The 19,730-nt window shown below is 57.1% G+C and carries 15 protein-coding genes; 4 read left to right on the top strand and 11 right to left on the bottom strand.

Annotation, left to right across the window (positions count from 1 at the left end):
• Nucleotides 1-574: 574 nt before the first annotated feature.
• From ETAA8_RS17820 to ETAA8_RS17805, 4 genes are all read right to left on the bottom strand, one after another.
• Nucleotides 575-1,324, bottom strand: coding sequence for an MIP/aquaporin family protein (locus tag ETAA8_RS17820; protein ID WP_238397410.1), 750 nt, complete (start codon nt 1,322-1,324; stop codon nt 575-577).
• Between the two features lie 138 nt (nt 1,325-1,462).
• Nucleotides 1,463-1,816 (bottom strand): preQ(1) synthase, encoded by a 354-nt coding sequence (gene queF, locus ETAA8_RS17815; protein ID WP_145091175.1) that lies wholly within the window; start codon nt 1,814-1,816, stop codon nt 1,463-1,465.
• Nucleotides 1,817-1,945: 129 nt separating this feature from the next.
• A complete protein-coding gene (locus ETAA8_RS17810) occupies nt 1,946-4,255 on the bottom strand; it encodes a site-2 protease family protein (RefSeq protein WP_202921055.1) in 2,310 nt (769 codons plus the stop codon).
• A complete protein-coding gene (locus ETAA8_RS17805) occupies nt 4,243-5,418 on the bottom strand; it encodes a 1-deoxy-D-xylulose-5-phosphate reductoisomerase (RefSeq protein WP_145091169.1) in 1,176 nt (391 codons plus the stop codon). Before ETAA8_RS17805 ends, ETAA8_RS17810 begins: the two co-directional genes overlap by 13 nt.
• 352 nt (nt 5,419-5,770) lie before the next feature.
• Here ETAA8_RS17805 and ftsH point away from each other — a divergent pair, with 352 nt between their 5' ends.
• Entirely contained in the window at nt 5,771-7,834 is a 2,064-nt protein-coding gene (gene ftsH / locus ETAA8_RS17800) for an ATP-dependent zinc metalloprotease FtsH (protein ID WP_145091166.1), read from the top strand.
• 94 nt (nt 7,835-7,928) lie between these two features.
• On the opposite strand, the gene ETAA8_RS17795 is transcribed toward ftsH, so the two are convergent.
• On the bottom strand, nt 7,929-8,945 hold the full coding sequence (locus ETAA8_RS17795; RefSeq protein ID WP_145091163.1) for a DUF4241 domain-containing protein: 1,017 nt from the start codon (nt 8,943-8,945) through the stop codon (nt 7,929-7,931).
• A gap of 197 nt (nt 8,946-9,142) precedes the next feature.
• On the opposite strand from ETAA8_RS17795, the gene ETAA8_RS17790 reads away from it, so the two are divergent.
• A complete protein-coding gene (locus ETAA8_RS17790; protein WP_202921054.1) occupies nt 9,143-9,523 on the top strand; it encodes a hypothetical protein in 381 nt (126 codons plus the stop codon).
• Nucleotides 9,524-9,662: 139 nt separating this feature from the next.
• Entirely contained in the window at nt 9,663-10,490 is an 828-nt protein-coding gene (locus tag ETAA8_RS17785) for an SGNH/GDSL hydrolase family protein (protein ID WP_145091160.1), read from the top strand.
• Nucleotides 10,491-10,513: 23 nt separating this feature from the next.
• Here the strand turns inward: ETAA8_RS17785 and pstB are convergent, their stop codons facing one another.
• From pstB to ETAA8_RS17755, 6 genes are all read right to left on the bottom strand, one after another.
• Nucleotides 10,514-11,311 carry a phosphate ABC transporter ATP-binding protein PstB gene (gene pstB / locus ETAA8_RS17780; protein ID WP_238397409.1) on the bottom strand — a complete coding sequence of 266 codons (798 nt, stop codon included), beginning with the start codon at nt 11,309-11,311 and terminating at the stop codon, nt 10,514-10,516.
• A 48-nt stretch (nt 11,312-11,359) separates the two neighbouring features.
• The gene (gene pstA, locus ETAA8_RS17775) at nt 11,360-12,268 is read right to left on the bottom strand and encodes a phosphate ABC transporter permease PstA (protein ID WP_145091154.1); all 909 of its coding nucleotides are present in this window, start codon (nt 12,266-12,268) and stop codon (nt 11,360-11,362) included.
• Between the two features lie 2 nt (nt 12,269-12,270).
• Nucleotides 12,271-13,218, bottom strand: a complete 948-nt coding sequence (gene pstC / locus ETAA8_RS17770) for a phosphate ABC transporter permease subunit PstC (protein ID WP_202921053.1) — start codon at nt 13,216-13,218, stop codon at nt 12,271-12,273.
• A gap of 58 nt (nt 13,219-13,276) precedes the next feature.
• Nucleotides 13,277-14,368, bottom strand: a complete 1,092-nt coding sequence (locus ETAA8_RS17765; protein WP_145091151.1) for a PstS family phosphate ABC transporter substrate-binding protein — start codon at nt 14,366-14,368, stop codon at nt 13,277-13,279.
• Nucleotides 14,369-14,488: 120 nt separating this feature from the next.
• Complete coding sequence (locus tag ETAA8_RS17760; RefSeq protein WP_145091149.1) at nt 14,489-14,884, bottom strand: acyl-CoA thioesterase; 396 nt, start codon at nt 14,882-14,884, stop codon at nt 14,489-14,491.
• Nucleotides 14,885-14,895: 11 nt separating this feature from the next.
• On the bottom strand, nt 14,896-17,745 hold the full coding sequence (locus ETAA8_RS17755) for a DNA translocase FtsK (protein WP_145091146.1): 2,850 nt from the start codon (nt 17,743-17,745) through the stop codon (nt 14,896-14,898).
• A 305-nt stretch (nt 17,746-18,050) separates the two neighbouring features.
• Here ETAA8_RS17755 and ETAA8_RS17750 point away from each other — a divergent pair, with 305 nt between their 5' ends.
• Nucleotides 18,051-19,727, top strand: a complete 1,677-nt coding sequence (locus ETAA8_RS17750) for a MotA/TolQ/ExbB proton channel family protein (protein ID WP_145091143.1) — start codon at nt 18,051-18,053, stop codon at nt 19,725-19,727.
• The last annotated feature ends 3 nt before the right edge of the window (nt 19,728-19,730 follow it).

Below are 19,730 nucleotides of genomic sequence, written 5' to 3'. Positions count from 1 at the left end.
AATTCTAACAATCAACAACATGCCGGGGTGACTCTTCGGTACTTCACAAAGACTTTCCCGGCAGGCAGTTATGCCACGGCATGTAGTCGTAAGTCATGATTGCGCCTAGGAAACTTCGAAAATCGATTTCCACTAAATTTCCATTATCCCGCAGTGGAAGTTCGCGTGAGTCAGCTGCCAGTTTCCGCAGTGAACAGTGCCGCTGCGCGAGCTTAGGGCAGCGAAAGCTCCATTAGTCACGTGGACTTGATGAACATTGCATGGCAAGTAATGCGCCAATAATGGCACACTTAGCATTCACGTACGACCAGATTATGAAAGAGCATCCCTTAATGAATTAGACGTTCGAGCAGGGACTAGTTTGGTCACGGCTTGAAAAATTCGGTAACCGTTCACGCCAGCATGTAGGTCACATCCGCCGGATGTGATCCTGGTTGGCAGTTGGACCATCATTCGGCATCCGACCGGCAAACTACAAACTCGGTGTCTCGCCGCTTCAGGTTCCGGCCAGCGGCCAGAACCTACCGGGTACTGGCATGTACGCCTACCATCCAGCCCCACCACCATTGGCAGGTCAGCCTGCGGTCAGCAATTTGAAGGCGAACGCTCCAATAACGCCACCAAGGATCGGGCCGGCGACGGGAATCCAGGCGTAGCTCCAGTCGGACGAGCCTTTGCCGGCAATGGGGAGCAAAAAGTGCGCTAGGCGGGGAGCCAGGTCGCGGGCAGGGTTAATCGCATAGCCCGTGGTTCCCCCCAGGCTGAGACCGATAGCCCAAACCACCAGACCAATCAGCGGCGGTTCCAGGCCGCCGACAACGTTGAGCCCGTCGCCGGTTTTCGTCACCTTGCCGACAGCTGAGGCGATGAACACAAGCGCGAACGTACCGATGAACTCTCCCAACAAATTGGAGAGCGGGCTGCGAATTGCCGGCGCGGTGCAAAAGACGGCCAACTTCAGGTCTTGTTCTTTCGTCACTTGCCAGTGTGGCAAATAGTGGAGCCAAACCAGGACCGCGCCGACGAACGCACCAACCATTTGTGCGGCGACGAGCGCTAGACCGTCGACGGGCGGCATTTGCTGCAGCACCATGTCGGCCAGCGGTCCCACCGGGTTCAACGCACCGAGACCACCCAAAGCCTTCGAGACAAAAATGCCGCAGGTCACGGCAAAGGCCCAGCCCGCGGTAATCACAATCCAGCCCGCGCTGTGCGCCTTCGAGCGGTTCAGCAGCACGCCGGCCACCACGCCATCGCCCAGCAGAATCAACGTCAGCGTGCCGAAAAATTCGCCTAGAACTGGCGCAGGAATGGGAAGAAGCACAGCAGGCTCCGAAATCGCGAGTGGGAGAGAGTCGCGTGCCCCATCATCCGGGCGGCCGCAACGTGGACCCAGCATACGACATCGAATTACTCGCGGCGAGAATGGCACTCGCCGAAACCGCACGGGCGGCAAGCCGGTCTATTTTTCGTGGACCACCGTCACGTTGGTCGAGATGCCGCCGCGGGGCGTGAACGAGGCGACGAGTTTCATCCGCCGCGGTTCGAGGGCGGCAACCAGATCGTTGAGAATGCTGTTCGTGATGTTCTCGTAGAAGATGCCCTGATTGCGAAAGCTCTGCAGGTACATCTTGAGGCTTTTCAATTCCACGCACTTCTGATCGGGCGTGTACGTGAACGTGAGCGTGCCGAAATCGGGTTGCCCGGTCTTGGGGCAGACCGAGGTGAACTCGGGGCAGATAATCTCGATCACATAATCCCGCTGGGGGAATTGATTGTCGAACGTTTCGAGTAGCGAGGCGGGGTTTTCGGACATGAGTCGTGCAGAGATCAAACGTGAAGGTAGGGTGGGCCGAGTGAAACGAGGCCCTCCATGAAGAATCGTCGATTTCGGTGGGCCTCGTTTCACTCGGCCCACCCTACAAAGACTCTTTACAAAGGCTCTTTAACCGTACAGGAAACGTCCCACATCCATTGCCGAGGCAAAAACCATCAGCGAGAGGAGGAAGAATAAGCCGGCGAGAGTCAACTTGTACTGTAGCTCGGCGTCAACTGGCTTCCCGCGAATCCACTCGGCCGTGAGAAAGACCATATGGCCGCCATCGAGAACGGGAATCGGCAAGAAGTTAATTACCGCCAGGTTCGCACTGAGCATCGTCAAGAAGAGGAGCATCTTCGGAATGCCGAGCGAGGCGACCGACGTAGCGGCATACAGAATTCCCGGTGGGCCGGACAAATTCGACGCCGACAGTTGGAACGTCACCAGCCGGTGCAGCACTAGCAGCACTTCTTGAATTCGTTCCTTGGTCTCGCGCAAGCCCAGACTGAAGGCCTGGCTCCAACTTTCTGCGCGATGAATCTTGGATTCGGCCTGTAGGAAGAGGCCGCGCGATTCGTCGAAATAAACTTTGGATGCCGCCGGGCTGATCTTTACGGCAAAAGCCTTCTCGCCGCGCATGAATTCCAGCTGAACTTGATAGTCAGGTTTGGCTTGCTGCACCAGGCCCATCAGCTTCAACCATTTGTTCGGCGAAGCCTTCAGGTCGATGCGACCGACTTTGGCAAACACCTTGTCGCGCTCGTCTTGCTTATCGGCAGCGGGTAGGATGAACGTCGCAGCGACCAGTTGATCGCCGGCTTTGATATCTTGCTTGCCAGCTGGCCCCTCAGCGTCAACTTCGGCTACCAGAGGGAGCAGGTCAAAAGCCACCCCCAATGTCTCAGCCGCAGCATTGCCGGAGTTATCGTAACGATAAAGCGGAAACAGATTCAGCGGTTGCTCGAGGGTGGCGGTCAGTTCCTTCTGTTCGCGCTTGTTATCTTTGCCGGCTCGGCTGACCACAATCGCCACTTCCTTGCCAACGCGGTCCAGCAGTCGCTGGCCGAGCGAAAGAGGGTCGCCAATGGGCTGGCCATCAATCGTTTCGAGTTGGTCCCCCACCAGAATTCCAGCTGTTTCGGCCGGGCTTCCCTTACGAATCGCGGCGACCGGTCCGAGGGCCAAGGTGACACCCAGTTCACGCACTCCCGCGGGTTCCACCGTTACTTCCAGAACTTCGGGTGGCTTGGCTTCCGCTTTGGGATCGGCACCCTTTCCAGGTTCGACAGCTCGCTCCACGGTTAGGGTGAGTTTGCCGGTGGGATTCTGTACGAGGAGCGCACTGATCTGCGCGCCGGAGCTTACTTTTTGCCCATTCACGGCGACGATTTTGTCATCGGACTGGAGAGGGATGTCGGTCGTGGCCAGACCAAGCGAGGCACCTTTCTGCTTATCCGCGTCCGAAGGAACGCTAAGCTTGACGCCCATCAACGGAGCCATGCCGACAGTCGGAAACTTGTTGCCGTCGTGCTTTACGGGCTTCACTTCATACCAGTGCTCGTTGCCCCGCGCATCGACCACCTGCATGGCCAGATCGCGGTTATTGCCGTTGAGCACGATGTTGCGCATCAAATCTTCGAAGCGCAGGTGAGCGTAGGGCTTCGAGTCTTTGCCGAAGGCGATGATCTTGCCCCCGGGTTCAATGCCGGCCTGCCAGGCGGGATCGCCAGGAACGGTACCACCGGCACCGGCGGGCATTTCGCGCACGCCCATTTTGTAGGCGATTGACGCGAAGACGACCGCGAAGATCGCATTCATAATTACGCCGGCCGAGATGATGGCCATGCGCGCGGGAACCGACTTGGCCGTGTAACTGCGCGGGTCGAGCCAAACGGTTTTGCCATCGGCACCTTTGACCGCAACCGCAGGTTGAGGCGGTGGATCGGCGTTCTTGACGGGGTCTGGCGGCGTATGAAAAGCTTGTTCGGCGACTTTTTCAATCGACGAGCCCATCGTCAGTCCTTCGCCGGCAGCTGTGGTCGAGTCAAGTTTCGTTCGTTCGGCTTCTGCCTCGGCATTGCGCGGATCATCGTCCTGGCCGAGCATCTTTACGTAGCCACCGAGCGGTAGGCTGCCGATGCCGTATTCGGTTTCGCCAATCTGCATCTTCCACAGCGAGCGTGGAATTTTCCAACCGGTGAACGGAATGGGAATCTCGAGAAAGTCGAAGCCAACGTAGAACTTCTCGCACTTCACGCCACAGGCTTTGGCCACGAGAAAGTGGCCGAGCTCGTGGACGAAGATGACGAAGCCCAGACCGACGGCCACATATAGCAGGCTTTGCAGCGTGCCGAGCAGCCACGACAGGATACCGGGTTCGCCAGCCGAAGCTGCGGCTGCGAGTAACAACGAACTATCGAAAACTAACCAATCCACCGTTGAACCTCCTCCCGCGCCCAAGTATCCAGCTGCATGAGTTGGCTGAGGGTAGGCGAGGGATCGTAGGAATGATGATCTATGACTGCGCGACAAACGGGCACGATTTGCAGGAAAGGCATCTCGCCACGTAAAAACCGAGCCACTGCCGCTTCGTTGGCCGCGTTCAGGACTGCTCCCGCGGTGCCGCCGACTTTGGCGACTTCCCGACCCAAGGGGAGGGCCGGAAAGCGGTCTTCGTCGGGCGGTTCAAACTCCAATTGCCAGCTAGTCCGCCAATCCACCTTACGTGCGGGGGAGGGCAAACGTTCTGGCCATGTTAGTGCATATTGAATCGGCAGCTTCATGTCAGGCGGGCTGAGTTGGGCTAAGACCGATCCATCGTTGAATTCTACCAAAGAATGAACCACCGATTGCGGGTGGACCATCACTTCGATTTGATCTGGCGGCAAATCGAACAACCAGCGAGCTTCGATGATTTCGAGGGCCTTGTTCATCATGGTCGCACTATCGACCGTGATCTTAGGCCCCATCCGCCACGTGGGATGAGCCAGCGCCTGCTCGACCGTCACCTGCGACATCTGCTGCTTCGTCAACTTGCGAAACGGCCCGCCGCTGGCTGTGAGAACAATACGCCGTAGATCTTCCCGCCGTCCGGCTGCCAAGGCTTGGAACACTGCACTGTGTTCGCTATCGATGGGGAGAATCTTGGCATTGCGGCTGGCCGCGAGTGGCATAACCAGCGGCCCAGCCATGACGAGTGTTTCTTTATTGGCCAGGGCAACGGTTTTGCCGGCCTCGAGTGCGGCCCAAGTGCCGGCCAAACCAGCGCTGCCGACAATTGCCGCCACGACCACGTCGACATCGGCATGTTGCACGACTTGCTGCATGCCGTCAGTTGCGCAAACCACTTCGCTCACACCATTTAAGGCGGACCAATCACACTTTTTTGCAGCTGCTGGGTCGGTGGGAATGACCCAGCGGGGGCGAAATTCCAACGCTTGCTGACAGAGTTGCTCGGTATTGGAGTGAGCACTCAGGGCCACCACCCGCAAACGTCCACCGGAGTGTCGCACCACTTCGAGCGTGCTCTGGCCGATGCTACCGGTCGAACCGAGAATGGCGAGATTGCGGGCGGTAGTAGCGCGGACGGGCAAAGTCATGCGGGGTATGGTGGCCTGAAATGCCAAATTTCACAAGCACGCGAGCTTGAACCAGGAGCGGGTTTTCAGCGGTCGGCGAGGTGTCTAACAAAAGTCGGGAAAGTGCGCCAAGCAAAACCCCATTTCGCGCCAGACTGAATCTCCTAAAGTCGACTGGCACTTTAGGTTGCGTTCGGTTGCCAATTGTAGGCCGCAGCGGTATTTGCAGCAACATGAACTAACTGTGCAGGTGCAGAAGATGAGGGGGACGTTATACTAAGGAAGTACCTTCTCTGTAGGCTGGGTGGAACGGCCGTTCTCTCCCAACCGAACACGCGATCTTCCTGCGAAGATCTACCCGCAAGGATTGAGCATGAGCAACGAAAACGGGCCCGGACGATCTGGCATGGATAAAGGTGGCATGTCAGGGATGAACCTGTTTGCCATCGTCATTCTGGTGCTGCTTGCCGGACTGCTGACGGTTGTGGTGTCCAGCCGGTTCTTTCATCAGACGATGCGAGATTCCGACTTGATTCGCCTGATTCAGGCGAGCAAAGAACCGCATGGCCACATCGATATTCGCGATGAACAGTCGGGCACCATTTATCGCTATTCGAACCTGCGCTCGCTGGTAATCCACGACCAATATGCCACCGCCGTCGTCGAGCGGGCTCCGCTGGTGCCAACCAAAATTGGCGGAGAGATGAAGCCCGATGGCGAGAAGTTGAACAAGAAGGTTCGGATTCTAGCCAATCTGCCCCCCGGCGATGGCAAAGTTCGCAGTGAATTTGAACAGGCGGTGATCGAGAGCAAAGTTGAGCGAAGCTTCGCGGGACCGCCTAATCCGCTGGAACAAGCGTCCCCCTATATCCTGTCGATCTTGATTGGCCTGCTGGTGATTTACATCATGGTCCGCCGCCTGGCCGGTGCTGGCTCGCCGATGTCGTTCGGCCGCAGCCGTGGCAAGTTGTACGCCCAGGAAGACCTGGGAGTTACTTTCAACGACGTGGCTGGCATCGATGAGGCCGTGGAAGAAGTTCGGGAAGTTGTCGACTTCCTCCGCATGCCGGAAAAGTATCAACGCCTCGGCGGCCGCATTCCCAAGGGTGTACTGCTCGTCGGTCCTCCGGGCACCGGCAAGACGCTGCTTGCCAAGGCGATCGCTGGTGAGGCCGGCGTTCCGTTCTTCAGCTTATCGGGTTCCGACTTCGTCGAAATGTTCGTCGGCGTCGGTGCCGCCCGCGTCCGCGATATGTTTCTGCAAGCCGAGGCGAAGGCCCCGTGCATTATTTTCATCGACGAACTCGACGCGCTCGGTAAGAGCCGCGGCAATGGTCAAATGGGTGGGCACGACGAACGGGAACAAACGCTCAATGCGTTGCTCGTCGAAATGGACGGCTTTGGCTCGAACAGCGGCGTGATTGTAATGGCTGCCACCAACCGGCCAGAAACGCTGGACCCCGCCTTGTTGCGGCCCGGTCGTTTCGATCGTCACGTGCTTGTCGACCGCCCCGATATCAAGGGCCGCGAAGACATTTTGAAGGTACACGTCAAGCAAGTGAAGCTTGATCCCTCGGTCGAACTGCGCGAAATCGCCGCGATTACTCCCGGCTTTGTGGGTGCCGATCTGGCGAACCTGGTAAACGAAGCCGCGCTACTCGCTGCCCGCAAAGAAAAGAACTCCGTCGGCATGGCGGAATTCAACGACGGCGTCGAACGCGTGACCGCAGGCCTCGAAAAGAAGCAGCGGGTCATGAACGACGAAGAGAAACTGCGGGTGGCCTATCACGAAAGTGGTCACGCCCTGGTCGCCTACAGCCTGCCCAATACTGACCCCGTGCATAAGGTTTCGATCATTCCCCGTGGTCTCGCCGCACTTGGTTACACCATGCAGCGGCCCGAAGGCGATCGCTTCTTAATGACGCAGTCGGAACTCGAGAGTCGCATTCAGGTTCTGTTTGGCGGCACCTTGGCCGAAGAGATGATCTACAGCGATATCTCGACCGGCGCTTCCAACGACCTCGAACGCGCCTCGGAAATCGCTCGCAACATGGTCATGCAATACGGCATGAGCCGCATGGGCCGCGTCTGCTACAAATCGAGCCACCGCAGCCCGTTTCTGGCTGCCGCTGCTGGCGAAGAGTACTCGAGCAATTGCAGCGAAACGACGCAGCGAGAAATCGATCAGGAAGTTCGGCGCATCCTCGATGAAGCGAATGAACGTGTTCGCCACATCCTGGAAGTTCGTCGCAGTTCGCTCGAAGCGCTGACGCGCCGCCTGATTGAAGTGGAATCGGTCGACGCCGACGAGTTGAAAAGAATCATGAATGCCAACTCGCCCGGCCCGCTGGTCGTGCCCGGCACGACGGTCTCGCCTCGGATTACCTCCGACTCGCAGGACAACCTCAGTTCCGGCTCGATTCAGCAACGGGGCTAGTTCAGAACGAGTGAGCTAGAACGAACTCAGCGGATAAAATCGGCACATTAGCCCTCAATGGGGATCAAAGTTTCCCTCCCAACCTCGAAAATCGTCAACCATCGGATTGACGTGTGCTGGGCTGAAACAACGTGGTCATAGGACTTTCACCCACAGGTGTCGCAATTTTGATTTGTGCATTCTGCCAAACGTTGGGAGCGAACGAAATCAATGTTGACGTGCATACTGGAGTAATCGAACCGCTGACTACCCTGCCCAAGCAGCCCTCACCAAACGGATGGACTGCTGGCGTCGGATAATTCTCAAAGTCACCACGTATTTCCACCAATATGTCACTTTCGGGCTCTTTCGCTGATTGAACTGAAACGCCTACCAAGTTTCCTCCAATATGCACGTCTAAAATTCCCGCATCGCGAACCTGCTGCAAGAGTATTACCCGCTCATCGTAGACGGTTTCCACCAGAACTCTAAAGTCGATTACCAGTTGAGCAATTTCGTCATTCTGATCGAGCCCCCACCATCCAACTGCGGTGCCGTCATGGTCTCCGGATTGAATTGCCACCACATTCGCTGACGGATACTTCGGATCTTCAAACTCGCCAAATTGCCATCCATCAGATCGTTGCATTGATTGCGCCCAGCGGGCAAACTGCAGTGAAAATAATTGCCGATTGCCATTCTTCACCAACTGTGGTTCTGCGAAACATGACACTCCACTAGCCAATTGAAAACCGGGCTCAATGGCAAGTTGCGACAACTCGGGGCTGCCCTCGTCCCGCATCGCTAGTTCCCATGTTTTGACAGGCAAGTTCGAGGCAACGAGTTTTGCGCAAGTGGTTGTCCAGTGGATGCGTTCATCTGTGTCTTCGCGTTCTGAATACAAAGTAGCAACGAACACTGGATAAGAACCAGGCACCAGCGAACGCTTTAGCATGCCGAACTCAAAATACTGAACATCGAAAGGATCGCAAATGACGACACGACCATACGGCGTTCGAAAGACTCCAGCAGCGATGACAGGTCCAACCACATATCTGCGACGGTTGTTGTCACTCCACAATTGCGATCCTTCGATAAACGCCGCCGAGAAATCTGAGTGTGCAAATTCCATGTCATCGCAGTCTGAAATGCAATGTTTTTAGGGCGGAACACGTCGAGTAAGGGAACGCCGCTAAAATACCACACGGCATTTAGGTGTAGTTGTCTCCTGCGGCACCAAATAACCTTCCGCCGCTTCCAGAAGCCACCATCTTCGTTGCAGCGATAACGAATATCCTTATACCTTCATCAGGAATTTCAGTGTGATTCATGTTGCAGATGAAGTTTGCTCGGTGGACATTCGGCATCGCGGGCGTGTATGGACTGCTCTGTCTCACGCCCCAGTTGTTCATGGAAGAGCGCGTCGGCATCGACATGCCGCCGAAGATTGAGCATCCCGAGTTCTTCTATGGTTTTCTCGGCGTAGCCATTGCCTGGCAATTGGCGTTTCTCGTCATCGCCCGCGACCCCGCCCGCTATCGCCTGATGATGCTGCCGGCGGTTGTTGAGAAGTATTCTTTCGGCATCGCCTGCCTCGTTCTGTTTTGGCAAGCTCGCCTCAACGTGCTGATCGCACCCTTCGCTGGCATCGACCTGCTCCTCGGTACACTCTTTATTGCGGCCTATCTGCACACCAAGTCAGCGGTCTGAATGATCTGTCGCGCTAGTCAATCAATTGATTGAGTGGTCGCATGCCGCGCGGTAGATTCCACACGCCGATCAGCCAGCGACGTTGAATTCGTCGCGATGCTTACCTGCCCCTACCTCGTTCCCACCAAAGGATTTCAGCATGCGATTCCGAATCCACCTCATTCTTCTCGTTGCCTTGATTGCGTTCGTACCATTTCGTGCGCTGCAGGCTGAACATGAAGGAAAGGTTCAAATCCTGCTCCTGGGTGACAGTACGACGGAAGGGAGCGTGCCGCGCAGGCACGTGCCGAAGGGTCCACATCTGGAGGACGTGATCCGCGAACTGTTGGCGGCGGAACCAGACTTGCCCCCGACGAACGTGATCAATTTGGGTCTCAGCGGCGAATACATCCAGCGTCTGCTCGAGTCGGGACGCTATGAAAAAGCAGCGTCGAAATTGCCCGGAATCGACTACGTGCTTATTCGTTATGGTTTGAACGACAACTCCCGTCGCGAAAACGTGTCCGAGAATTTTCCCAAGGATTATCACGAACTGATCGAACGCCTGAAGAAAGATCATCCGAGCGCCACCTTAGTCGTAATGACAGTCATTCCTTACGGCGATGAAGCGATGTGCCAGCGGCTGAACAAACTCAACGAACAAGTCGCGAAAGCGGAAGGCCTGCAGCTGTTCGATATCTACCCGCGATATGCAACAGAATTGAAACGCGGCCCGGACATGCTCAACTATCGGAGATTCCCGCTGGCGAAGATTCCTGAAAATCGTCGCGAGTTTGTGAAGCCGTTTGTCGTAGCTGGGGCGAATCCCACGGTCGAGGTTCTCGATAATCGCCTCGACGCTCATTTCGGCCATCTGCCTGGCTGGTTCGGCGATCGGCATCCCAATCTCGCCGGTTATCACGTCATTGGTGACGAGACGGCTAAGTTCCTCGCCCCGCTAATTCGAGAGAGATTCGGCAAGAAGTAGCCGCATTGCGAAGAGAATTGCGATTAGCCGAATGTACCAGTCAGGTACTTCTCGGTGAGTGGGTTTTTGGGGTTCTGAAAAATCTGCGATGTCGGGCCGTATTCGATCAGTTCACCCAGATACATGAACGCGGTGAAGTCGGCGATTCGCGCGGCCTGCTCCATGTTGTGCGTGACGATCAGAATCGTCACGCTTTCTTTGAGCGCGAAGACCATGTCTTCGATTTTGGAAGTGGCAATGGGGTCGAGCGCCGAGGTTGGTTCGTCGAGCAGCAATAACTCGGGCTCGGTGGCCAAGGCCCGGGCCACACATAATCGCTGTTGCTGGCCACCGGAGAGTTTCACGGCGCTGTGATTGAGCCGGTCTTTCACTTCGTCCCACAGGGCCGCCGCTTGCAAAGACTCTTCCACCTTCTGCTGCAGAACTTGGCGATCGTTAATCAATCGCAGCCGCAAGCCATACGCAACATTCTCAAAAATCGACTTCGGAAATGGATTCGGCTTTTGAAAGACCATGCCGGTCTTCAGCCGCATTTCCATCGGATCGACGGTGGGGCTAAGAATGTTCACATTGCTGGGGTGAAGGATGATCTCGCCTTCGTACCGATTGCCGGGATACAAGTCGTGCATCCGGTTAAAACACCGGAGCAGCGTACTCTTGCCGCACCCCGAGGGGCCAATCAGCGCCGTGACACTACGCTGCGGGATCGGCAGCGAGATGTTCTTTAGCGCATGCCGCTCCCCGTAATGAAAATTGACCTTCCGCACGTCCGCTTTGAGTTCGGTCGTTGGTCGGGGCGGTTCGTTCAGAGATGTCGACACTGGGACGCTCATGCCGTGGCCTTCAGGCAGGTAAGTCGCGGCAGCAAATTACCATTTCAGGTTTCTACGAATGCGATATCGAAGGTACATGGCCACGCCGTTAATTGCCAGGGTAAAGACAATCAGCACCAGCCCGGTCGCGGCGGCATTCTCATGGAATTTGGCCTGCGGCCGCGAGACCCAGTTGAACATTTGAATGGGAAGCACAGTAAATCCGCTGTTGAGCCACGCGGCGTTCACAAACGGGGCCGTGGACTGCACGGGCGGAGGTGGCAGAAACGCCACGTATGACAGCGCGCCAATCGTAATCAGCGGCGCTGTTTCGCCGATGGCCCGCGACATGGCGATAATCGTTCCGGTCGCAATGCCGCCCATCGAATAGGGAATCAAGTGAAACCGAATCACTTGCCACTTCGTAGCCCCAGCCGCGTAGGCAGCTTCGCGAATGTTGCCAGGAATTGACCGAATTGCCTCGCGCGTCGAGACGATCACAATGGGCAGCACGAGCAGCGCGAGTGTTAAACCGCCGACGAGAACCGTGCGGCCAAGGTGAAACTGATAGACGAGCAAACCAAGCGCCATCAACCCATAGATAATCGAAGGGACGCCGGCCAAGTTCGAGATATTGATTTCGATCAGCGTGGTGACCCAATTCTTCGCAGCATACTCTTCCAGATACACAGCGGCGGCCACGCCGACCGGCACCGCGGTCGCCAGCGTGACGGTAATCACCATCAAGGTGCCTACCCAGGCCGACAAAATGCCCGCTTTGGCCGGGCTACGCGAAGGGAACGACGTCATGAACTGAGAGCTCAAGCGCGGCAGACCATCGACAAGCAGATCCGAGACAAGAATCGCCAGCGTAACGATCCCCACCATCGTGAACAGGATGCCGATGATGTTGAAAACGACATCCTGGCGTTTGCCACGCAGAATCAGTCGTGAGCTATCGAGCATGATTAATAAGCCTGGTGATAACGGCGCCGCAACACATAACCCAGGATGTTAAACGCCAATGTCATCAAGAAGAGCATGAGGCCGGCGGCAAAAATCGACTGATACTCGATGCTGCCGTGGGCCGCATCGCCGAGACTCACCTGCACAATAAACGCGGTCAAGGTCGCGGCCGGTTCCAGGGGATTAATCGTAACTTTGGGCTGCATGCCTGCGGCGATCGCCACAATCATGGTTTCGCCCACAGCTCGCGAGATTCCCAGGATATACGCGGCCCCAATCCCCGAGAGTGCGCTGGGAAAAACCACGCCGAGTGCAGTCCGGATTTTGTTGGCACCGAGTGCGTACGAGCCTTCGCGCAGCAGCATCGGCACGGAGCGCATAGCGTCTTCGCTGAGCGAACTGACATAGGGAATGATCATGACGCCCATGACGAGGCCAGCACTGAGCACGCTGAAGGTGGGGAGGTCTGGAATGATCTGCTGCAGCATCGGCGCAACGAAGCCGATGGCGAAGTAACCGTAGACCACGGTGGGGACAGCACTTAGGAGTTCGAGCAAGGGCTTGAGGACTTCGCGCACGGTAAAGGGCGCAAACTCGCTTAGATAGATGGCAACCACAGTCCCAATCGGCAGTGCCACCGCCAGTGCGACGCCGGTTGTCAGGAGCGTGCCGCAAACCAGCGGCATAATGCCGAACTTGGGGTTGGCGTAAGAGGGTGTCCAGTTTCTTTCGGTCAGGAATTCGACCAGTGAAACGTGCCGGAAAAACTGCGCTGATTCAAACAGCAACACAAAGACAATGCCCAAGGTGACGAGCACGGACAGGGCGGCCGCCATAAACAGCACGCCTTCAATCCCTTTTTCGCGCACGTCACGCCACATCCGCTGCCGCGTACTGGCAGCGGTTCGCTTTCGCAGTCGTTTGATCTTGGCGGGTGCGGGATTGCTCAAGGTCGCGGCTCCAGCCTCAGTGCAAAACACCTGAGGCTTGTGCAAACAGCGGGAAGACTTACTTGGCCGCGGCCTTCAGGGCTTCTTCCAGCGATTGGTGCGTTTCGGCTTCGCCGCCGAACATCGAGCCCGGCAGCTTCTTCGCCAGTCGGTCTTTCACCAACTCGTAGAGTGCTGGCTCGAAGGGAACGTACTTCACTTCGGTCGCCAGGGCGGTAACCGTATCAAGATAGAACTCGCTGAACTTCGCAACTTCGGGCCGCTCGAGCGATTTCAAGCTGACGTAAACGAACAGCGGACGCGACAAGGCGTAGGAGCCGTCCTTTACAGTTGCCGCACTCGGGCCAACTGCATCAGCGTCACCCTTCTTGATCTTGAGTGCCTTCATCTTCGCACTGTTCGGTTCGAAGTAGGCATAAGGCAGATAGCCCAGGGCATACTTGTCACCCGAAATCCCTTGCACGAGGGTGTTGTCGTCTTCGCTGCCGGTGAAGTCACCGCGGCTTTGCTTGGCTTTGCCAGTCACCACTTCGGTGAAGTAGTCGAACGTGCCCGAATCGGCTCCGGGGCCGAACAGTTTCAGTTCAGCGTCGGGCCAGGAGGGGTCAACTTGATTCCACTTGAGGATTTTGCCTTGAGCGGCTGGTTCCCAGATCATTTTTAACTGATCGATGGTGATCGTATCGTCCTTGATCCAATCGCAAGATGGATGAACAGCCACCGTCAGGGCATCGTAACAAACAGGAAGCTCGACGAACTCGATCCCTTCTTTGGCGGCCGCCTCGGCTTCGGCCTTAAGAATGGGACGCGAGGCATTCGAGATGTCGGTTTCGCCTCGGCCAAACTTCTTAAAGCCGCCACCGGTCCCAGAAATGCCAACGGTCACCTGCACATTGGGTAGAGCTTCTTTGAACTCTTCGGCCACGGCTTCCGTAACGGGAAAAACGGTGCTGGAGCCATCGACTTTGACTTCCCCAGTCAGCTTATCGTCAGCGAATTTTTCCTTAGCCTGTGTGAGGCTGGGGTCCTCTGCAACCGGAGCTGTGGTTCCCCCCGTACCTGTTGCGGGGGTACTACTATTGCAACCGCATGCCAGCAGGGCAGCAGTGCCAAGAGTTAAAGCCAAACAGAGAGGGTAAATGCGGATCATTGTTGTTTCCTTCCGGGTCCGTAATATGCCTGTTTCATCCCCCGCACGCTACCAGCGGATTGTTAAGATTGTGCGAAGAAACGGCGCACGTTCGGGCAGAGCAGAGATTGCGCGAACTTCTTAATCCACCGATTTTCCAAGAAACCACCCCGGAAGACGGGTGACTCGGCCACTGCGGTCGATGCAGGCAACGGTGGTGCGACCGCGGCAGATTAATTTGCCGTCGCGGTGGACTTCGTACCGATGCTCGACCCGAGCCCCTTTGGCCCGCTCCGTGGTCGTCGTCAGCTGGAGCAAATCGTCGAACTCGGCCCCCTGAAAGTACTCCAGGTGGACTTCGGCAACGACCAGGAGGATTCCAGCCGCTTCTAGTTCGCGATAGCTGTGCCCAGAGGCCCGCAGCAACTCGACCCGGCCCAGTTCGAACCACTTTAAATAGTTGGCGTGGTGGACCCGCCCTTGGCCGTCGGTCTCTTGGTAGCGAACGCGAATGTCAATCGTGTGTTGAGTAAGCATCGCCTGCGATTCTACGCACTTTCGGCCCGGAAGTGATGGCCGTCTTCGTCTTCTTCCTCGTCGCCCATCTCTTCTGCATCGTCGTCCGCCCCTTCGTCTTCCTCACCGTAGCCTTCGATGTCTTCGTCCTCGGACTCTTCCGCCTCGGCGAAGGCGTCGGTGTCATCGTCGGCGAGTTCTTCGTCAGGCTCGTCGTCCAGTTCTTCTTTCTCTTCGTGAACCAGAGTGACTGTGCGTGACTTCTTCGCCGTGGGCATTTCGGGCGGAGCCTCCGATACGTACGGTGCCGGAGTTACCTTGTTCCGCTTGCCAGGTGTGCCATCGGCTTTGGCACCCTTACGCGAGGCAGGCTTGGCTGGCTCCTCGTCCTCGCTGGCACCTTGCATTCGTTCCCAATCTGCCACGGTCATCAAGATTTCGCGCGCCTGGCTGCCGTTGTACTGACCAACAATGCCGTCCTCGGCCATGAAGTCGATCAGCCGGGCTGCTCGGCCGTAGCCAATGCCCAAGGCTCGTTGCAACAGCGAGACACTGCCGCGCTGTTCACGCACCACGAGATCGACGGCCGATTCGTACAGCTCATCACGCTTTTTCAGCGCGCCAGGCTTGGCAGGTTCTGCCCCTTCCTCATCCTTAATCTTGATGTTGACCAGCTCGTGAACGAAGTTCTGCTTACCGCGCTTGCTGCAATGCGCGACAACAGAGTTGATTTCATCATCCGAAACCCAAGTTCCCTGGCCACGCAAGAGCGTGCTCGTGCCCGGCCAGAGGAACAACATGTCACCCATGCCGAGCAGCTTGTCGGCGCCCATTTCGTCGAGAATCACGCGGCTGTCCGTACGGCTGGCAACCTGGAACGCGATACGAGCGGGCAAGTTCGACTTGATCAAACCCGTGATCACGTCGACCGTCGGTTTTTGCGTGGCGAGGATCAGGTGGATACCGACCGCGCGGGACTTTTGCGCCAAGCGGATAATGTGCGTTTCCACTTCCTTGCCTGAGGTCATCATCAGGTCGGCGAGCTCGTCCGCGACAATCACGATGTACGGCAACTGCAGCGGAATGCTTTGACGCTCTTCATCGTTCTCTGGCTGCAACCGGTCCATCAACTCTTCTTCGCCGAGCTGGTTGTAACCAGACAGATGTCGGACGCCTGCGCGGGCCAACAGCGTGTAGCGCTCTTCCATCTTGTCGACGGCCCAGGCAAGAATCGCTTCGGCTTTGCGCATGTCGGTCACCACCGGATGCATCAAATGCGGCAGCCGGCCATAACCGCTGAGTTCGACCATTTTGGGGTCGATCATCAGCATCCGCACCTCATCGGGACCGCGGGTCATCAGGATCGAGGTGATGATTGTATTCAAGCAGACCGACTTACCGGTACCGGTGCGACCCGCGATGAGCAAGTGAGGCAAGGCAGCCAGGTCGGCAACCATCGCGTTGCCACTCACGTCTTTGCCCAAGTAGAGCGGAATCGGCATTTTCTTGACTTTGGAGTTTGACTGCGACTCTTCGATCACTTCGCGCAGGCAAACCACTTGCCGATCTTCGTTGGGAACTTCGATTCCAACCGTGTTCTTGCCGGGAATTGGGGCGACGATGCGGACGCTCGGTACGCGCAGGGCAATCGCCAGGTCATCGGCCAGGTTGGTAATCTTTGAAAGCCGCAACCCGGCCTCAAGCTCCACTTCGTATTGAGCGATGACGGGGCCGGTTTCGATTTCGACGACCTTCACGTTGAAGCCAAAATCAGCAAACGTCTTCTCCAGGATCTTGGCCTTGCGGCGGACCTCGGTGGCTTGCTTGTCATAATCGATATCTTTACCGTGCTGCAGCAGTTCGATGCTTGGCAGTTGGTACTCTTCTTCGCCGAGCGGATTGGTCTCGTCGATATTCAGCTTCTCGCGCTCGCTCAACTCCTTGCGCTTTTCGAGAGGATTGCGAACTTTAAAGATGCTATCGGGCTGAGCGGCGTTGCTGGTGGCAGCTGCTGGCGAAGCTACAGGAGCGACGGCGGCAGTGGACGCGGTCTTGCCCGGAGCTTTGATCGGCAGCGCGGGGGCCTCTTCCTCTTCGTCATCGACTGGAGCAGCAACGCTAACAGGCGATTTCGCTGCTTCTTCCTTGTTGAGCACCAGCTTGTTTTTGCCCTTGAGCTTGAGCGGCGAGGCAGCATCGTCGGGAACACTATTGGCGTCGAGATCGCTACGGGTTCGCTTGCCGGCCTTGGCAGCAGCGGCAGCTTCGGCCGTTGCGTGGGCTCCGCCGAAGACTCGCTGGCTGCTGTTCGCCAGATCGGCAACGCCGCGAGCGACGTGCATCACCGTATCGTCGGTACACAGAATGAGACCGCCAATCGTAATGCTGCTCATCAGGATCAGGCCGCCCGCTGCCGCAAAATGGGCCTCGACCATGGCTTTGCCGAGGGCGCCGACGTAGCCACCCGCGCCGATCACCGGCCCAGGCGAAGTGTTTTGCAGTGTGACCGCGATGATCGTCGTTGCACCGGCCAGCGAGAGGATCCACCCGATGCCGCGCAGCAGCGGCCGGTCAATTTGTCGACGCCGTAGCAGGTGGAAATCGATCAGGGCCAGCGTCGCCACCAGGTAATACGCGCCGTAACCAAAGGTGGTGAAGAGAAGGTTGGCGGCCAGGCTGCCCCAGAATCCACAGGCGTTCTGAGTCACTTCGTTGGCGGGAATTGCCAGCGAGTCGGGCTGTATCAGCAGGCTTAGGGGCGGCGGCAAGGGACCAACGGGATCGTTCGGATGATATGTAACGAGCGCGCACGTCAAGAAAATGATCACCGCCACCAAACCGAGCGCGGTGAGATCTAGTCGGAGATTGCGTTGCTCAAGCATGACGCGCTAAGATTCAGCCCGTGCGTGGGCTGCTTGCGAGGCCATAACCGTGTGGGGGCGCGTCCTTGCCCAAGACACCTGTTAGGGTGTCTCTTGTTTCATCGGTCCGCCAACGCACGCGTATTCAACTTGCTGCACGGCGAGCGGAGCATTGCCACGATCGCCAGAGTTTCGCTTGTCGGTCGTACCGGCCGTACGGTTTGTAGAGACCGAGTCGGCAGCAAAGTTGCGGAGAATTCGCGACTCCCTTCCCTCGAAATGAGCAAAACGCCGCACTCCTACTTGGGTAAACTGAAGGGACCTGCATGAGCTTGACGGCTGGCAGTTTTCTTCATTTCGAGTCGCAGGCCGACACTACGAGTGCCATGTATTTCAACTTCGCTTGTCCCCACTGCAGCAAAAGCCTCCGCGTGAAAGAAGAGCTTGCCGGACGGAACGCTCGTTGTCCGTACTGCAAGCACCAGGTAAAGGTGCCGCAGCCTGCACCCGTCGAGCCAGATCCCCTGGCTCCTCTCGATCTGGCATCGCTCGATTTGAACACCTTGGGGGGCAGCCCTGCGCCAGCTACTACCAATCCAATTCGCGTCGCAGCCACTTCCGCTGTCCCTTCCCTCGGCACTCCGGCGGCGGCTGCACCCACGCCTCCTGTTGTCGCAGGGAGCAAGAAAACAGCGAAGGCAAAGACGAAAGAGACAACGCACGCCAGCAACGATGACGGCACGAATGTCAGCCTGATTTGGACGGCCGCCATTGGCCTGCTGTTCACGGTGACGTTCTACGCGATTCTGGCCCCGCTGCCGCAAATGTATTTTCGCGATCTGTTTTTCGATCGCGGTTGGGTCACCGTCGCCGAAGCTTTCCTGATGTTCTGGGCCGTCGCAATCTTGATCTTCAAGTCGCGCAAGCTCTACAGACAGCGAGAGTCGATGCTCTTCGACTTGCTGCCCGAAAGTATCGGTAAAGAAATCTCGCGGCAGAACGTCCACGCTTTTGGCGAGAACGTGCGTAGCTTGCCGGTTGATACCGGTGCCAGTTTTTTGGCGCGTCGCGTGTTGCGCGGTTTAGAGCACTACAGCGTACGAGGGAGTTCGTCGGAAGTTTCGACAATGCTTTCGTCGCAAGCGGAACTCGATAACAACGCGGTCAGCTCGAGTTATTCGCTACTGAATGTGTTCATCTGGGCAATTCCCATTCTGGGCTTCATTGGTACCGTCCAAGGGTTGGGCGATGCGGTGGGTAATCTCTCCGGCAGCTTAGAGGCAGCCTCCGACGTAGAGAGCATCAAGAAGTCACTCGGTGCGATTACGGGTGGTCTTGGTGTGGCGTTCGATACGACGCTCGTCGCGTTGATCATGAGCCTGCTGCTCAAGTTTCCAGCCAGTTCCTTGCAGAAGGCCGAAGAAGACTTGCTGAACTGGGTGGAAGACTACTGCAACGAAAATCTCTTGAAGCGACTGATCGATGAAGATGCCGGCGCGCCCGTGACATCGAGCGATGCGACGTTACAAAAGGCAATCAATGCCGCGCTAGTGCCGCATCAGGCAGAACTGCGGGCGTGGACGGCGCGCCTGCGAGAAATCGGTAAAGAACTGACGGCGGAGATTTCTCAGGGTTGGACTCACATGCAGGAAGGGGTGCAATTGCAGCATTCCGAACGCTTGGGAGAGATCAACACGGCGGTCCTCTCGCTGAGTGAACTGACCACGCAAATCGCAGCAGTTACGCAGAACCTCAGCCAGGCCCAGCAAGATCAGGCAAACTGGGCCACCCGTGCGGCCGAACAACAGACAGCGGCAGTGACCAGCGGTCAACAGCAAGTCACGGCCGTCGTCCAACAATCGACACAGATGCTGGAAGAGCAGATGGGACTTCTGGAGCAGGCCGTCCTCAACTTGAACGACACGTTGAGTCAACTTAACGGCAAGCAAGTCGTGATTCAGGTGCAGCATCCAGCCAAGAAGGGGTGGTTTAGCCGACGGTGAGTT

The organism is Anatilimnocola aggregata (assembly GCF_007747655.1).
In the GTDB taxonomy this organism is placed as follows: Bacteria; Planctomycetota; Planctomycetia; order Pirellulales; family Pirellulaceae; genus Anatilimnocola; species Anatilimnocola aggregata.
The sequence above is the reverse complement of the archived record's forward strand: the minus strand, read 5'-3'. Positions and strand labels throughout refer to the sequence as shown.